Annotated in this window: 14 protein-coding genes; 6 read left to right on the plus strand and 8 right to left on the minus strand. The window is 57.0% G+C overall.

The window, feature by feature from the left end; translation table 11 throughout:
• Position 1: 1 nt before the first annotated feature.
• From Z946_RS0118475 to lptF, 3 genes are read right to left on the minus strand one after another with little or no spacing between them, the layout of a single operon-like run.
• A complete protein-coding gene (locus Z946_RS0118475; RefSeq protein WP_025057202.1) occupies positions 2-2,152 on the minus strand; it encodes an LPS-assembly protein LptD in 2,151 nt (716 codons plus the stop codon).
• Complete coding sequence (gene lptG / locus Z946_RS0118480; protein WP_025057203.1) at positions 2,152-3,249, minus strand: LPS export ABC transporter permease LptG; 1,098 nt, start codon at positions 3,247-3,249, stop codon at positions 2,152-2,154. Before lptG ends, Z946_RS0118475 begins: the two co-directional genes overlap by 1 nt.
• Positions 3,246-4,376 (minus strand): LPS export ABC transporter permease LptF, encoded by a 1,131-nt coding sequence (gene lptF, locus Z946_RS0118485; protein ID WP_025057204.1) that lies wholly within the window; start codon positions 4,374-4,376, stop codon positions 3,246-3,248. Before lptF ends, lptG begins: the two co-directional genes overlap by 4 nt.
• A 139-nt stretch (positions 4,377-4,515) precedes the next feature.
• Here lptF and Z946_RS0118490 point away from each other — a divergent pair, with 139 nt between their 5' ends.
• Positions 4,516-5,988 carry a leucyl aminopeptidase gene (locus Z946_RS0118490; protein ID WP_025057205.1) on the plus strand — a complete coding sequence of 491 codons (1,473 nt, stop codon included), beginning with the start codon at positions 4,516-4,518 and terminating at the stop codon, positions 5,986-5,988.
• A gap of 1 nt (position 5,989) precedes the next feature.
• Positions 5,990-6,445, plus strand: coding sequence for a DNA polymerase III subunit chi (locus Z946_RS0118495; protein WP_025057206.1), 456 nt, complete (start codon positions 5,990-5,992; stop codon positions 6,443-6,445).
• 23 nt (positions 6,446-6,468) lie between these two features.
• On the opposite strand, the gene Z946_RS0118500 is transcribed toward Z946_RS0118495, so the two are convergent.
• The 3 genes from Z946_RS0118500 to Z946_RS0118510 form a co-directional block, all read right to left on the minus strand.
• Positions 6,469-7,050, minus strand: coding sequence for a retropepsin-like aspartic protease family protein (locus Z946_RS0118500; RefSeq protein ID WP_025057207.1), 582 nt, complete (start codon positions 7,048-7,050; stop codon positions 6,469-6,471).
• 50 nt (positions 7,051-7,100) lie between these two features.
• A complete protein-coding gene (locus tag Z946_RS0118505; protein ID WP_025057208.1) occupies positions 7,101-7,736 on the minus strand; it encodes a MarC family protein in 636 nt (211 codons plus the stop codon).
• 109 nt (positions 7,737-7,845) lie between these two features.
• Positions 7,846-9,705, minus strand: coding sequence for an ABC-F family ATP-binding cassette domain-containing protein (locus Z946_RS0118510; protein ID WP_025057209.1), 1,860 nt, complete (start codon positions 9,703-9,705; stop codon positions 7,846-7,848).
• A 45-nt stretch (positions 9,706-9,750) separates the two neighbouring features.
• Here Z946_RS0118510 and Z946_RS0118515 point away from each other — a divergent pair, with 45 nt between their 5' ends.
• Positions 9,751-10,920: a Bcr/CflA family efflux MFS transporter gene (locus Z946_RS0118515; RefSeq protein ID WP_025057210.1), complete on the plus strand. Its 1,170-nt coding sequence runs from the start codon at positions 9,751-9,753 to the stop codon at positions 10,918-10,920.
• Positions 10,921-11,000: 80 nt separating this feature from the next.
• Positions 11,001-11,423: a nucleoside-diphosphate kinase gene (ndk, locus tag Z946_RS0118520; protein WP_025057211.1), complete on the plus strand. Its 423-nt coding sequence runs from the start codon at positions 11,001-11,003 to the stop codon at positions 11,421-11,423.
• Positions 11,424-11,435: 12 nt separating this feature from the next.
• Here the strand turns inward: ndk and Z946_RS0118525 are convergent, their stop codons facing one another.
• Together Z946_RS0118525 and Z946_RS0118535 are read right to left on the minus strand one after the other, a co-directional pair.
• The gene (locus tag Z946_RS0118525; protein WP_241461352.1) at positions 11,436-11,864 is read right to left on the minus strand and encodes a DUF4112 domain-containing protein; all 429 of its coding nucleotides are present in this window, start codon (positions 11,862-11,864) and stop codon (positions 11,436-11,438) included.
• Positions 11,865-12,141: 277 nt separating this feature from the next.
• Positions 12,142-13,107, minus strand: coding sequence for an aldose epimerase family protein (locus tag Z946_RS0118535; RefSeq protein WP_037969993.1), 966 nt, complete (start codon positions 13,105-13,107; stop codon positions 12,142-12,144).
• 797 nt (positions 13,108-13,904) lie between these two features.
• Between Z946_RS0118535 and Z946_RS0118545 the strand changes: the two genes are divergently transcribed.
• Complete coding sequence (locus Z946_RS0118545) at positions 13,905-14,177, plus strand: hypothetical protein (protein ID WP_025057216.1); 273 nt, start codon at positions 13,905-13,907, stop codon at positions 14,175-14,177.
• Positions 14,167-15,366: a DGQHR domain-containing protein gene (locus Z946_RS0118550; RefSeq protein ID WP_152540599.1), complete on the plus strand. Its 1,200-nt coding sequence runs from the start codon at positions 14,167-14,169 to the stop codon at positions 15,364-15,366. Before Z946_RS0118545 ends, Z946_RS0118550 begins: the two co-directional genes overlap by 11 nt.
• Positions 15,367-15,375: the final 9 nt, after the last annotated feature.

Below are 15,375 nucleotides of genomic sequence, written 5' to 3' on the forward strand. Positions count from 1 at the left end.
GTCACCTTTTACAGGAGCGTATGTAGCGTTGATCGCCGGAGGAGGCGGCAAAGCCCCTTAGCCCTACGTTAAATCCGAATTCGGTGGTAGGCTCAACCGCGGTTGAGGAAGAATAGCTGCGCGCGACGGTCATATTGATGGCGACACATTCGTTGTCATAGCTCAGACCCAGCCCGGCGGTTGCGGCACGGTCGTCTGCGACGTTGAACCGCCAGTCGGCGTTGACGGCCCAGTGGTTGTTAATTTCGTAGCGCCCGTTCAGCAGAATTTCCGACACATCCTCGGTGCGGTCTTCGGCCTCATCCGCCTTGAGCCAGACATAGGAGCCGCCGATGGCTCCTCTGGCAAAACCGTAATTGCCACGCACTTCGGCCTTGGAGAGATTGAGATCGCCATCGATCAGGCTGCGACCTGTGATCCAGATCCCGCCGGGACTGCGCAGGCGGCCCGCCAGCAGGATGTCGGAGGAAACGCCATCCAATCCGGATGAGGCGGTAAAGGAAGGATCGGCATCGGCGCGGAAGACCTGACCAACCGAGATATGGCTGTCCCAACCCTGAGGGTTGATGCGTGACCAGTTCAGACCAACAGCGCCCACCGTGCCGCGTTCGCGTCTGTCGGGACGTGGAAAGCGGGACAGCGACAAAAGGTTGCCTTCGTCAAACTCTATGCGGGTGCTTTCGTCATTGGGAATCTCCAGTCGGCTGCCACGGGTCCAGCCAAGTTGCACAACAGGCTCAAGCATCTGGGTGATCCCGTCACGCCCGCGCCGCAGCATGGGATAGCGCAGGGCAACGGCGGCTTGCGGTACCAGATCGAAATGGTTCTGGTCGAATGACGCGTCCTGCGTAATATCGAAAATATTGGCGCTGATACCGGCCTGCACATCTGCGACAACACCCGAAGACCACGTGAACCGGCGCAGGTAATCGGCGCGCGCATGAAGCCGCGCCACATCGCGGCCATCCGTGACCAGATCATCATCCGGCCCGTCTGTATCAAGGTCCGAATTGCGGCGGTGCGCATGGGCCTCAAGCCGCAGGCGGACCTCTCCGCCAACAGATTTTGGGAAAAACCGCCGCTCGTATTCACCATCGACGACGACGGTTGGCAGATTATCGTTAATATCATCGGCCCGCAGGCTTTCGAAGTTGTATAGCGATGCCCGCACCAGCGCATCGCGGCGGGCGCGGCTGACAGTGATCTGGCTTTCCAGCCGGTCCTGATCGAAGTAGCCGTATTCATTGAGGTAGGCACGGTCGGTCGTGGCCTCGATGTCAAAGGTCAATTGATAGTCGCGCGGCAGGGAAAAGGTCCCGTTGCCGAAAAGGTAGCCACGGTTGGTATCGGGGCGTTGGTCATCGCGGGTAACGGCGGCGTTCAGTTCAATACGGCCGGTACGAAACGCTTGCCTGTAGCGCAGCTCAAGCGTGCGCGTCACGCTTGAGACGTAAGGCGTGACAGTCAGATCGCGGTGATCGCCCAATTTGATGAAATACGGCAGTTTCAGGCCGGTGCCCAACTGCGAAGTGGTTCGGATTGAGGGCACGAGGAAACCTGATGCACGCTCCAGACGTGGGCCCGGCAAACGCAGGCGCGGCAGGTAAAAGACAGGCACGTTCAGGATGCGGAACTGCGCACTGTCGAGGTAAAGCTGCTGTTCCAGCTGATCGTGTATCACCCGCTTGGCCCTGATTTGCCACAACGGCGCTCGCCCGTCATCGCAGACTTTGCAGGACGTGATGGAGGCTTTGGTCAGTTGGTTGTAGCGCCCGTCAACGCGGTCGACCTTGAGCGTGGCAATTTGCAACTGGCGGTTCAGGATGACCCGTGCGCCGGTCAGAATGCCGTTGCGCAAATCGGCATCAAGCTCACCAGCGTCGGCAAAGATCAGGGTCTGGCCGTCTTCTGTCAGGGTAATCGGGCCTTCGATCACCAATCGGCCAGTGTCCTGACTGTAGCGCACAGCGCTGGCTTGCAAGCGTGCGCCGTTCTGAAAGGCTTCGACATTGCCTTGGGCCACGAGCGTACGGTCGGCGGTGATGAATACCTCATCCGCGATCAGCATGGCAGCACCGGATTGCGCGTCCTGTGCCGCAGCGGGCAGGGCGCACATCAAGAGCGACAGGGAAAGGATCAACGCACGCAACATCACCCGTCCTCTACATGCAGCAAAAGGCCGAGGGCCAGCAGGATCGCTGCAATCGGCGGTGCCCATGCGGCCAACAACACCGGAATCTGCCCGTTTTCGCCAAGAATGGTCGCAAAGCTGCGCACGAAATAAAGGCCAAACCCTAACAGCACGGCGGATAGAACGGCCACGCCTGTTCCACCAAAGCGGGTGTGGCGCATGGTAAAGGCGCTTGCCACCAGCACCATCGCCATCAAAAACAGCGGACGCGCAAATTCAGTCTGGAGCCAGACTTTGTGGCGGCGTGCGGAAAAGCCGGCCTGTTCAAGCTGGCGGATAAAGGTCGGAAGGTCGTAGATCGACACCGCTGCCGGTTTGCCGATGCTTTCGCGGATACGTTCCAGTGTCAGCGACGACGGGATTTCCAGCGTTGAATGGAACTCGGAGAGGGCTTCACTGTTGATGCCTGCTTTTAGCGGCCATGATTTAGCGTCGCGCAGATGCCATGCGCCGTCGCGCAGGGCCGCGCTACCGGCCTCGATCCTGCGCACAGGTCCGGTTTCGGCATTATACGTGATAAAGCTGACGTCATAGAGCACAGAGGCATCTGCATTTGACCGCCATGCGCGGATTACGGTCTGGCCCTCGGCGGTGCCCTGACGCAGCCACAGACCTTCGTCACTAATCGACAATGCCGATGCACCGCCCGCGCGATAGCTTTCCGACAATTGAAGGTAGCGGTTGCCGGTTGCCGCGACGATCGGGTTCAGCATGCTGACCGCCAGCACCCCGATCACGAGCGCCACAAACACAGGTGCGATCAGCGCGCGCAGCGCGGACCGGCCCGAGGCACGTGTGACCACCAGCTCGGACGAGCGGGCAAGGGATATAAAGAGTGCAATCGTCGCAAGGATCACAATCAGGGGCAGGATCACGTTGATCGTTTGCGGCGCATTCAACAGCGTCAGACCGAGCAATTTTTGCCACCCGATGTCCGCACTGCCAAACTTGCGTGCCTGCTCCACCGCGTCGATCAGTATCACCAGCGCCAACAGCACGCCGGTGATCAGCAGAAAGGTCATTGCGAAACGTCGGGCGAAATAGATGTGCAGGATCATGGTGACACCCTGCGTCTGCGCAACCGCGCCAGCCATCCCGGATTGGCCGTATGCCAAAGCATCGCCGCTGCAATTGCGGCCCCGATCAAGGACGGCACGTATAGCAACGGCCAGTTTGCCGCGTCGCTTCGCACTGTATCGACCATGGCACCGCGAATGCCGTCGATTGCGATCAGCAGAGCGAAGGCCACCGCAATCTCGCGCCAGACGCCAAAGCGGGAAAAGCCGCCGACCAACAGGGTCGCAAACCCGATCAAGGCCGCGACAATGCAAAAAAGCGGTTGGGCAAATCGGGCATGCACTTCTTCGGCAATGACGCCTTCGCTGTCGCCGGTTCGTTCGGCAATCTCTTGCCAGCCCATCATCAGGGTGGGCGTGGTCAAGTTTGGCGCGGACTGGATGCCGGACGCATTTTCCGACACCAACGACGAAATATCGAACGAAAAGTCACGAAAGTTCGCTGTGGCGAGCCTTTTATCCGTCCGGTTAAGGCGCTGTGCCAGCCCGTCCACCATAATCAATGTTGTGCCCGCTCCGTTGCGCACCAGATACGCCTCGGCAGCGGTATAGATCACACCTTCCGCGGGATCGCGGCGGTCGGAGAGAAAGACATCGCGCAGCACGCCGTCCTGATCAATGACGCGGGTGTAAAAGGTCACGTTATGGGTCGGATGCAAGAACCGCCCTTCGCGCAGAAGGCTAGCAGTGACGTTCTGGGATATCTCTGCTTCACGCTGTGTCAGCTGGTTCTGGGCCATAGGAACCAGAAAGTGGGACAGCACGCTCATCATCAGCGCCACGCATAGGCCATAAACAAACACGGGTCGCGCCAGCCGCCAAGGGCTGGAGCCAGTGGATTGCAGGACAGTCATCTCTGATTCCTGCGACATGCGGTTGGTGACATAGACAGCGCCTGCAAAGGTCGCGATGGGCAGGACTGTGGTAATGAGCTTGGGCAGGCCGAGTGCCGTAAACTCAAGAAAAACAAGGGCGGATTGGCCGTCACCTATCAACCGGTCAAACAGGATGACAGCGCGGTTGATCCAGAAAAGGGCCACCAGTACGAGGGCAAAAAAGCCAAAGAGCAGCAATAGCTGTGACAGCATATAGCGGTCTAGTCGCGCCACTCTGATCCCCCACGGATGCCTGTACTTACTCTTTTGATGAATTGTCTAAAGCAAAATATGGGCGGGGAAAACTGCTAACTGGTCATGGCTGGGTCTTCGCGCTAGGTCTTGTGGCGAAACGCTGGAAAAGGCCCATGACATGACTGCACTCACCCCCTTCGAATTTGCTGAAACGGACATTGACGCCATCGCAGGCCACAAGGGCCGGATCGCTGTATTTGTTGACCCGGAGGGACGTCTGGACGCCGGTGCGCGGCGTGTCAACAAGCTGACGCGCGGCGCGTTGGCGCGTCTGGTCGAGGCGGAGGGTTTCGCCAAATCAAAGCCCGGCGATGCGCAGGTTCTGGCTTATCCGGCGGGATTGGCCGCCGATGCGGTGGATGTGGTGCACCTGCCGCGCAAGACTGATAAGGCCGCAGCCCGCAAGGCAGGCGCTTCATTGGCCAAATCCCGCAAGAAGGCAGATGTTCTGTTGCTGGCAGGCGGTGTTCGGCACCCCGCCGAGGTGGCTTACGGATTGATGATGCGTGACTATGCATATGAAGATCAGAAGTCCGAACCCAAAGAACGCGCGGGTGCGGTGACAGTGATGTGCAGCAAGCCGGACGATGCGCGATCCGCTGCGGCCCCGTTGATGGCGGTTGCCGAGGGGGCCTTCATGACCCGCGATTTGATCAATGCGCCTGCAAATGTGCTGACGACGACTGAATTCGCAAACCAGCTTGCAGAGATGAAAGCACTGGGCCTGAAGGTTGAGGTGCTGGATGAAGACGAGCTTGCAAAGCTTGGAATGCGAACGCTTTTGTGTGTTGGTCAGGGGTCTGACAGCCCGTCGAAAGTCGTCGTGATGCGGTGGGACGGTGGCACCAAAGGCACCGCACCGCTAGCGCTTGTCGGTAAAGGGGTGGTGTTTGACACCGGTGGTATCAGCCTCAAGCCCGGCGCGGGCATGGAAGACATGACCATGGACATGGGAGGTGCCGGTGTGGTTGCAGGTGTCATGCGTGCGCTGGCCCAGCGGAAAGCCAAGGCAAATGTGGTCGGTCTGGTCGGATTGGTCGAGAACATGCCATCGGGCAACGCGGTGCGGCCCGGCGATGTCATCAGATCAATGAAGGGTGACACGGTTGAGGTGATTAACACAGACGCAGAGGGTCGTTTGGTCCTGTGTGACGTCATGTGGTATGCGCAAGACCGCTTTGAACCCGCAGCGATGATCGATCTGGCCACACTGACCGGTGCAATTATTGTTGGGTTGGGTCATGAGAACGCGGGCGTGTTCTCGAACGATGACGCACTGTGTAACGCTTTCCTCAAAGCGGCAAAAACCGAAGGCGAGGGCGCTTGGCGGATGCCATTGGGGCAAGCCTATGACGATCTGCTGAAGAGCCGCATCGCTGATATGAAGAATATCGGTGGGCGCGCGGCGGGGTCTGTCACTGCGGCTCAGTTCCTTCAGCGGTTTGTGAAGGATGGTGTGCCGTGGATCCACCTTGATATTGCCGGTGTTGCTTCGGTCAAATCAGAGACGGCGCTTGCACCGGCGGGTGCGACAGGTTGGGGCGTTGCCGCATTGAACCGGCTGGTCGCAGATAAGTTCGAGACGGACTGACATGGGAGCGGCCTACTTTTACCATCTGACACGCAGGCCGTTGGTGGAAACACTGCGCATGCTGCTTGGCAAATCGTTGGAGAACGATTGGCGCGTTGCGGTGCGTGGTACCAACGCTGGCGGGTTACAGCAGCTTGATCAGGCCCTCTGGCTGGGACCCGAGGCGGAGTTTCTGCCGCACGGAATTGCCGATGGTGAGCATGATGCAGACCAGCCGGTTCTGCTGACCACAGCAGAGGCGGCAAACCGCCCGAATTGTCTGATGTCGGTGCACGGCGCAGCCGTCACCGCCGAAGAAGTCGGCGCGATGGAGCGGGTATGTGTGCTTTTCGATGGCGAGGATGAAGAGGCGCTGCAGACCGCACGTGGTCAATGGAAGACATTGAAGGATGCGGGGGCATCAGCCCAATATTGGTCCGAGGAATCGGGGCGTTGGGAGAAGAAGGCAGAGACATAGTGGCAGGGTGCGGCGCGCTGCACCTACCGCGTCAGGATCAGTTCGCCACCTGTGATTTCAATGCGGCCCCAGCGTTGCAGATATCCCATTCCTAAAAGTGACTGCTCCATCTCGCCTTCGTTTACGACTGCGGGCACATCGCGGTCCATGACATTGCCAAGCGCCACCTGGTCAAGGCGGACAAAGGCCGTGCGCACTTCGCCATTTGCCGTATTGGCGCGGCCCAAATAGGCCAGATCATCAGGGTCGATCCCAGCACGCTGGGCATCTTTTTGCGTGAGCACCATATCGGTGGCACCTGTGTCGACCACAAAGCGGATACTTGCATCGTTGATCTGCGCTGTAAGGTAGTAGTGTCCATCCCGCGCGCGGGGCACCGAAATCTGGTTGCTCCCTGAAACGCTCATCTGCGGACTGCGGGCATCGCGACTGATATCTTGCCACAGACCAACGGCGGCTGCACCGCCGATAAAGATCATTGCCCAGACGGCTGCATATTGCAGCGTTTTGTTCATCCCTTCGCGCCCCTGCATCAGGAACCAACCGCCTACCATGGCAAGTAGAACAATCAGATAGATCAGGTTTGCGATGTCGAAGTCGGCCATGCGTGCTCCTTGCGCTCTTTAGATCGATATAGGAGCGTTTTGGAGAAATGTCAGCCGGGGCCGGGACCGAAACCGAAGGCTGCTAGACCGTCAAGAACAAACTGGACGGAGAGGGCGGCAAGAAGCATGCCGAGGACGCGGGTAATCACATCAATCCCCGTTTTGCCAATCAGGCGGTCCACATAACTGCTTGCCAACAGGATCAGTGCCATACCCACGAGCACAAGTGCAGTGATAGACAGGACCATGACAAGCCCTTCGCCCCCCGGTTTTTCACCGATCAGAAGAATGATTGAGGCGATGGCACCCGGTCCGGCGATCAATGGTATGGCGAGGGGGAAAACCGAAGGGTCGTCGCTGTGGTCCTCTTCCTCGGTCCGGTCCTCGCGGCGCTTGGTGCGTCGTTCAAAAAGCATATCGAGGGCGGTCAGGAACAAAAGGATACCGCCTGCAATGCGGAACGCAGGCATGGAGATACCGACAAACCCCAACAGCGCCTCACCGAAGAACGCAAAAAGCGCCAACACAAAGCCCGCCACACAGACGGCCCGTATCGCGATACGCCGCCGCTGCGTGGGCGTCATACCGGTGGTCAGCGCCAGAAACAAAGGTGCGATACCAATCGGGTCGATCACCACGAACATCGTGACAAGGGCGGTGATCATATACGCTGTGTCGAGTGTCATAGACCGTTACTCAATTGCGGGCCGCGCCCAATTCATCTGTTGCAGAGCCGTTGGCCCCTCGATCAAAAAATGCCTAGCCTGATGCTATCAGGAGGATGAAGATTTTTCTTTAAGAAGATGCTTTTTCAAGTTTTTCTTCGGCTTGCATCCAGAGGCTTTCTGCGCGTTCCAGTGCGTCCATCACTTCGGCGTACTTCTTGTTCCACACCTCAAGCTCACCGACTTTGCCGTCCTCGTAAAGGGCAGGATCAGCGAGCTTTTTGGCGAGTTTGTCGCGCATTTCGTTGATCTTGGTGACGCGGGCCTCGGATTTGCGCACTTCGGAGCGCAGGCTGAGGATTTCATCGCGACTGGCACGTTTTTCCTTGGGCTTTTCTTTGGGCTTGGCATTCTTGCTGACAGGTTTGGTCGGGGTCAGCAGCATTTTGCGATAAGACTCCAGATCGTCCTCATAAGGCGTGACCGTACCGTCAGAGACAAGCCAGAGCCTGTCAGCCACCATGCTGAGCAGGTGCATGTCGTGGCTTACAAGGATAACGGCACCTGAATAATGCGTCAGCGCCTCGACGAGAGCTTCGCGAGATTCGATATCGAGGTGGTTGGTCGGCTCATCAAGGATCAGCAGGTGTGGAGCGTCGAGCGTGGCCAGAAGCAGCGACAAACGCGCCTTTTGACCACCCGAAAGACGGCCCACTTCGGTTTCGGCCTGATCGGGGCCAAGACCGAAGCCTGCCAGCTGGGCGCGGAGTTTCGAGTGCAGAATGCCGGGGCGGGCAGAGATCATATGCTGCAAAGGCGTTTCGTTCACATGCAGCTCGTCCACCTGATGCTGGGCGAAGAAACCGATACGCAGCTTGTTGGCGCGGATCGCTTTACCGCCCATCAAAACCAGACGGTCAGACAGAAGTTTCGACAAGGTGGATTTACCCTGTCCGTTTTTACCCAGAAGCGCGATGCGATCGTCCTGATCGATGCGCAGATTCAAGCGCGACAGAACGGGCGTGTCTTCAGTATAGCCGACAGCGCCGCCTTCGATGTGGATGATTGGCGGTGACAGCTCTTCCGGTTCGGGGAAGGTGAACACACGCTTTGCCGCTTGTTCGGGGCTGGCAATCATATCCATCTTCTCGATCATCTTGAGACGGGATTGCGCTTGTTTTGCTTTTGATGCCTTCGCTTTGAAGCGGTCAACAAAAGCCTGCATGTGGTCGCGGCGCGCCTGTTGTTTCTTGGCCATTGCGGCCTGCACAGCGCGTTGTTCGGCACGCTGGCGGGCGAACTGGTCATAGGGGCCTTGGTAAAACGTCAGCTTGCGCTCTTCGAGGTGGAGAATCCCGTTTACGGCACGGTTCAGCAAACCGCGGTCGTGGCTGATGATAATGACCGTATGCGGATACTTGGCGAGGTATTGCTCCAGCCAGATTGATCCTTCGAGATCGAGGTAGTTCGTCGGCTCGTCCAAGAGCAGAAGATCAGGCTGCGCAAAGAGCACGCCAGCAAGTGCCACACGCATGCGCCAGCCGCCTGAAAAGGCAGAACAGGGCATCTGCTGTTCTTCGGCGTCAAATCCCAAACCCTTGAGGATAGAGGATGCGCGCCCTTCGGCAGACCAGGCGTCAATATCGGCCAGACGGGACTGGATGTCAGAGATGCGGCCAGGATCGGTCGCGGTCTCGGCTTCGGCCATCAGCGCGGCGCGTTCGGTATCCGCCTCGAGCACGGTATCGAGCAGAGATGTTTCGGACGAGGGGACCTCTTGGGCGACACCACCGATCTTGGCGCGGCTGGGCAAAGAGATATCGCCTGCGTCCAAACCTAATTCGCCCCGGATAATACGGAATAGGGTGGTCTTGCCCGCACCGTTGCGCCCGACAAGGCCCACTTTGTGACCTTCGGGAATGACGGCGGAAGCTTCCTCGAACAACGGGCGGCCTTCGACGGAGTAATTGATTTCTGAGATGCGTAACATGGCCGCGCTCTAGCAGACCCAAGCAGGTCATGCTAGCGGCATCGCATGAAAAGAACACCGCCTCACCTGGGCACGCTGGTTGCGTTGACTGCCCTTACTGTATTGACGCTGAATATGTTCCTGCCGGCGCTGCCCGAAATGCAGAAAGCCTTTGGCGTGTCCGAGGCGGTGATGGGCCTTGCGATTTCGGGGTACATGGGAGCGGCTGCGGTCCTGCAACTGATTATCGGGCCGGTGTCCGACAGGCTGGGACGGCGTCCTGTCGCGCTGAGCATGCTGGCGCTTTATGTCGTGGCTTCAGTGATCTGCCTGCTGGCGCAGGACGTTCACGTGTTCCTGGGGGCAAGAATCGTTCAGGCGGTCGCCGTAGGCGGCGGAGTTCTGGCCTCCGCGGTCGTGCGTGACATGTTTGACGGGCGCGTTGCAGCGGCCAAGCTTGCGACTATCGCCTCGGCCATGGCGATCGCACCGATGCTGGCCCCGATGCTTGGCGGTGTGCTGACAAGCGTCATGGGCTGGCGCGCGGTATTTGTTGTCTATGCCGTCATCGGGACCGGTTTACTGGCGCTGATGTGGCACGATCTGGGAGAGACGCAGGTCAAGACACCCGGCCAGCCGCCCGAGCGGATATCCGGCCTTTTAACAACACCCCTATTCTGGGCTTACGCCTTCTGTCAGGCATTGGGAGTAGGGGCATTTTACGTCTTCCTGACAGGATCACCTTTCGTGGCTGTTGCGCTGTTTGGCCTCACGGCGGCGCAGGTCGGTCTAGGGCTCGGGTCAATCACAGGCGGTTTCATGTTGGGATCAGCAGTTTCCGCCCGATTGGTGTCACGCACTGGCCCCATGGCCCTTATTTTGACGGGTCGGCTTTTGCCGCTTGCCATCCTTTCTATCGGTTGGCTCTACTTTTCGTTGGGTGGGGATCAGGTGCTGGTTCTATTCGCTGCGACATTGTCGGTTGGATTCGGGAACGGGCTGACACTTGCTAACGCCAATGCCGGTGCCTTGTCCGTGCGCCCCCGGCTTGCTGGGACTGCTGCAGGCGTGGCAGGTGCGCTTGCGCTGGCGATCGGGGCGGCACTGACTGCAGTGGCCACGGCGCTATTGAGCCTTGCTGCAACGCCGGAACGTTTGCTTTCGATGATGATCTGCGTGGTGTTTCTTTCGCTCATCGCGGCTCTGGCGGCGCGGCGGCTGGACAAGGACGTGTGAAACGCGCGCGGGGACCTTTCCAATCGGTTTTTGCTATGGTAGGCGCGCGGCAATTGACACACCTTTAAACGGAGCATTCCATGGCCCTCGAACGCACATTTTCCATCATCAAACCAGATGCAACAAAGCGCAACCTGACTGGCGCAATCGTCAAGAAATTCGAAGACGCAGGTCTTCGCGTTGTAGCCTCCAAGCGCATCCACTTGAGCAAAGCGCAAGCGGGCGAGTTCTACAAAGTTCACGCCGAGCGTCCGTTCTATGACGAGCTTTGTGAATTTATGGCTTCTGCGCCAATCGTTGCTCAGGTTCTCGAAGGCGAAAACGCCATCGCGAAGAACCGCGAAGTTATGGGTGCCACAAACCCGGCAGACGCAGCAGCCGGCACGATCCGTGCGGAATTTGCTGAAAGTGTTGGCGAAAACTCTGTTCACGGTTCAGACGCGCCAGAGACAGCTAAAGAAGAGATCGCATACTTCTTCTCAGGTCTTGAATTGGTCGGCTAAGCCGCTCTGAGCTTATTGCGAAACAGAAGGCCGCAGAGATGCGGCCTTTTTCTTTGAAGCCACGCGGTTCAAATGCGTTTCCAACAGATCGACGTTTCGGGTTTTGGACCGCCAACCAATGTCGAAAATGTCACCTACGAGGGGGATCGAGCCGATCAACAGGTCTATCCCGCTGTTCATGCCCATCCGCGCAAGTGTTGGGGCAGGAACGCCCATGCGGTGCGATTCCTTGATAATGTAGGCCGAGGGGGCAAGAGCAAGCGCATCTCCGATGCCAGGCACGAGGCCAAGCACCGCGTCCCAACCAACCCGTACACCGACAATAGGCAGCCGAACTGCATTATCCATCCGGTTGGCCAAGCGGCGCAGTCGGTCAAGATCTTTTGCGTGGGGGTGGGGTGTGTTTTGCGTTTCCATAGAAAAGAAACGCGCGTCTTTCACATCAGTTCCCGCCGGAAAAGCAGAAGGGGGGCAAACCCTTACAAGCTTGCGTAATCCGTGAAGACCGGTGTCGGTGCTGGTTTGGGGGCTGATGCCTGCGACGCGGGAGCAGACGGAGCGGGTTTTGGTGCTTCTGAACGTGCCATCGGAGAATTCCTTATGCAGTGCCAGAGCCTTCTGTCCGGCTTGATCCTACAAGCATCGTACAAGGACGCGGCCAAAGCTGGGCGGAATTGCGGCGATAATGTGGCAGGGACAGATCCGATGCGCAGCGTCGTTAGTCAGGCGTCTTGATCTTGTAAGTTGTTACCTGTTTCCACGTCTCTCCAGGGGACACAGTAATTTGGGGGAACGCGGGTTGATGCGGCGCATTCGGCCACCCTTGCGGCTCAAGCGCGACGCCTGCGTAGGGGCGCAGATCACGACCTTCCGAAAGGATGCCCGCTCGCTCCGGTAGGAAAGCGCCGCTATAGACCTGAAGGCCCGGCGCGGTTGTCGCGATCTCTAGCGTTGTGCCATCCGATCCGGTCAGTGTGGCAGCGTGTTGAGGGTCAGCGCGATCTTTCGCAGCAAGGCAGAAGTTCACATCCAGAGCAGGGTCGAGTTGCAGGGGCACGGAGTGCCGGTAATCGAAATCCGTCTGTGCGACCTGAGAGATCTCACCTGTGGGCAGTGAATCCGGCCCCGTCGGCAAATACCTGTCGCCTGTCACCATCAAACGGTGCCCGCTGACATCTGCTAACCCGTCGAGGTTCCAGTAAGGGTGTGCCGCAATGTTTATCGGGGTAAGTTGGTCCGTTCGAGCAGTGATGGAAAGCGTCAGGGTGTCGTCGTTCAAGGCGTATTCTGCGGTCAAATGACGCTCACCCGGCAAGCCTTGATCTCCATCCCCGAGCGTAAGACCCAGCGCGACGGCAGTGGGTGACTGCGACAAGATCATCCAATCGCGCGCATGGATGCCATCGGGGCCGGAATGCAGACAGGTTTCGCCGTTCTCGTTACGGGGCATCTGATAGGTTTTGCCACGGATTGTGACGCGCCCGCCTTCAATTCGATTTGCGACGGGTCCGACAATCGCACCTGCGTAGACCGCGACTTGCTGATGATCGAGCGGGTCCGCGAACCCAAGCACCAGATTGCGTTGTGACCGCCCGGCCCGAACTGCTGTAAGCGTGGCACCGCTCAGAAGGATCTCTGCGGTGAGACGTTCGGATGTGAGGGTGATGGAAGCTGGCGCAGACATGCGATGACCGTCGCGTGAAACGGCTTGGGGTTCAAGCATTCGGATGGTGAAAGACGGGATGTTGATAATGGAGAGGAGACGGGTTCCCAGTTTTGAAACATTCCAGAACCTGTGCGCCATACACCCTGTAATTACTGCAATCTGGTGCAGCCAATAACCTTTGCCGGCTGCAAAGAAAAGGGAAAATGGCTCCGACGGTAGGGATCGGAGCCATTTTCAAAGACCTTATAAGCCATTGAAAAATATAGATATGACCGCAACGTAACCGAGGGTGATGTCGCAGTATGATGCCGCAATTTATCCATAGCCTATACCAGATGCTCACGCAACTGAGGCAGTAAGTTTTTAAGAGTTTTTGAGCTCTCTTGGAAGGTGTATGGTTGTGTCCGCATCGGACAGGATTTGACAACCGGGGGGCGCAATGTACACGCAATTGGCCGTCCTGCGAATGCACTTAGCTTGACACTCAGCGCTCGATAGCTCAACTTTAAGTCGAAGAAATATCAAGGCCTAGAATGCTGGATTCGTTGTTGAAAAATTGGCAGGACGCTCTCACCGAGGTCCTTGCGTCGCTACTTGGGACACTCGGAATTGTTCTTCTAATTGCTCTTGTTCTATCTGGTCAAAGCATTGAGATTGAAGCATCCTCAGCATCCTCAGCATCCTCAGCATCCTCAGCATCCTCAGCACCCTCAGCATTCTCAGCATTCTCTCGATACTTCAGCGGGGGCCAGATTGGACTATCGGTTCTTGCTGTTTCTGGGCTCATGTTTCTGGCGTTGCGGAAACACGGGTCTATGAACTCAATCATCTCAATCGCAATTTACATTCTTTTTCTTGGACCAGTGTTCGCTACTGCGTTTATTGTTGGTTTGAACCCAGGCTTTGAAAAATCTGTGCTGAGTGAGGTTAACCTTTCGCGCCTGTGGATGTTCTATTTTTGGCTTCATTTCCTTTGGTTTTGCATTCTTTTGCTGGCACCCACTATTTTATCAGGGGAAGAGGCGGGAGCGGCAGAAAAAAAGAGGGTTGGAAGTATAGCATTAAAGGCGGCGAAACTTGGAAAGTAAGATGGAAAATGTCCGAATAGCGGTCTCGCGTGTCTCTCAGCCGATCGGAGAATTTTATGTTGGCCGAATAGAGTCGCGTGCACTACGAGCCATTTCATATGTTGAAATTCGAGAGTTTCTCGAAGGCAAGCAACGAAAGATTGCTGGCATTCAGCGTGAGAGGAATGAAGGCCGCATCAATGAGATTAAGCGCTACGTAAATCTAGAATACGCTACCTTTCCAACTTCCGTTATTATCTCGGTTCCTCCTGAATGCGTCGAATTTGAACCTCTAATAAATGACTCAAGTGGCGAACCATCTTTATTTAATATGACACTTCAAACCTTTGGCGAAGAAGGTGAAGAAGACTACACGCCGCTCGACCGTGTTGCTTTCATCATAGATGGCCAGCACCGAGTAGCAGGGTTAGAGGGCCTACAGGACGGAAAGCTATTTGATGTCAATGTTTCAGTTTTCATAGGCGCGTCAGAGGCGGATAAAGCCGAAATCTTTGCTCGGGTTAATCAGGCGCAAACAAAGGTGAACCCCAGCCTGGTTGTGGACCTTGCTTCGTTTTATGAAGAACGCGGGCCCATGAAGTTTGCTCACGAAACCATCTTGGCTATGAACCATGATGAAGATGGGCCATTTCATGACAAGATTAAGCGACTTGGAAAGGCTGAAGCAGGGAAGGGGCATATTCAAACGCTTGCGCAGGCAACTGTCGTAAAGCCCGTACTCGACTACATCACGCCGGATCCGGAAGGCGACCGCAATAAGCGTTACAAAGGCATCTTTTCATCGAAGAGGCCCGTAAACGCCTGGACTAGGCATATCTTCCAGCCCTTCTACGACGACGACAACGATGCGGCAGTTTTTCTCTGCCTTACGAACTACTTCAATGCGGTTAAAGCGAGATGGCCAAAACTCTGGGACGATGCGCCAGCAGGCACTGTCCTGAACCGAACCACTGGATATGGTGCTCTGATGAAGTTTTTGCGCCCCGTCTATTTGTCTAAATGTGACAAAGGTGAAATACTGACCCGTGAAGCTTGTGACGAAGTGTTTCGAGGTATCAGCATTCCTGACCGCGAACTAACGAGAGAGCACTTTTTGCCAGGGAGTTCAGGAGTATCCACGCTCTATAATCGGTTGCTTTCCGAGTCTGGATTGTCGGACAAGCAACCGAAACAACCAACACTCTTGTAGCTGCAAAGC

Origin of the sequence: Sulfitobacter noctilucicola (assembly GCF_000622385.1) — a bacterium.
In the GTDB taxonomy this organism is placed as follows: Bacteria; Pseudomonadota; Alphaproteobacteria; order Rhodobacterales; family Rhodobacteraceae; genus Sulfitobacter; species Sulfitobacter noctilucicola.

Coding starts and splice junctions, on each gene's coding strand:
- ndk (WP_025057211.1), top strand. CDS start 11,001: ATGGCCCTCGAACGCACATTTTCCATCATCAAACCAGATGCAACAAAG.
- Z946_RS0118545 (WP_025057216.1), top strand. CDS start 13,905: ATGAACTCAATCATCTCAATCGCAATTTACATTCTTTTTCTTGGACCA.
- Z946_RS0118500 (WP_025057207.1), bottom strand. CDS start 7,050: ATGGCCGACTTCGACATCGCAAACCTGATCTATCTGATTGTTCTACTT.
- Z946_RS0118535 (WP_037969993.1), bottom strand. CDS start 13,107: ATGTCTGCGCCAGCTTCCATCACCCTCACATCCGAACGTCTCACCGCA.
- Z946_RS0118475 (WP_025057202.1), bottom strand. CDS start 2,152: ATGTTGCGTGCGTTGATCCTTTCCCTGTCGCTCTTGATGTGCGCCCTG.
- Z946_RS0118495 (WP_025057206.1), top strand. CDS start 5,990: ATGGGAGCGGCCTACTTTTACCATCTGACACGCAGGCCGTTGGTGGAA.
- Z946_RS0118490 (WP_025057205.1), top strand. CDS start 4,516: ATGACTGCACTCACCCCCTTCGAATTTGCTGAAACGGACATTGACGCC.
- Z946_RS0118515 (WP_025057210.1), top strand. CDS start 9,751: ATGAAAAGAACACCGCCTCACCTGGGCACGCTGGTTGCGTTGACTGCC.
- Z946_RS0118505 (WP_025057208.1), bottom strand. CDS start 7,736: ATGACACTCGACACAGCGTATATGATCACCGCCCTTGTCACGATGTTC.
- Z946_RS0118510 (WP_025057209.1), bottom strand. CDS start 9,705: ATGTTACGCATCTCAGAAATCAATTACTCCGTCGAAGGCCGCCCGTTG.
- lptG (WP_025057203.1), bottom strand. CDS start 3,249: ATGATCCTGCACATCTATTTCGCCCGACGTTTCGCAATGACCTTTCTG.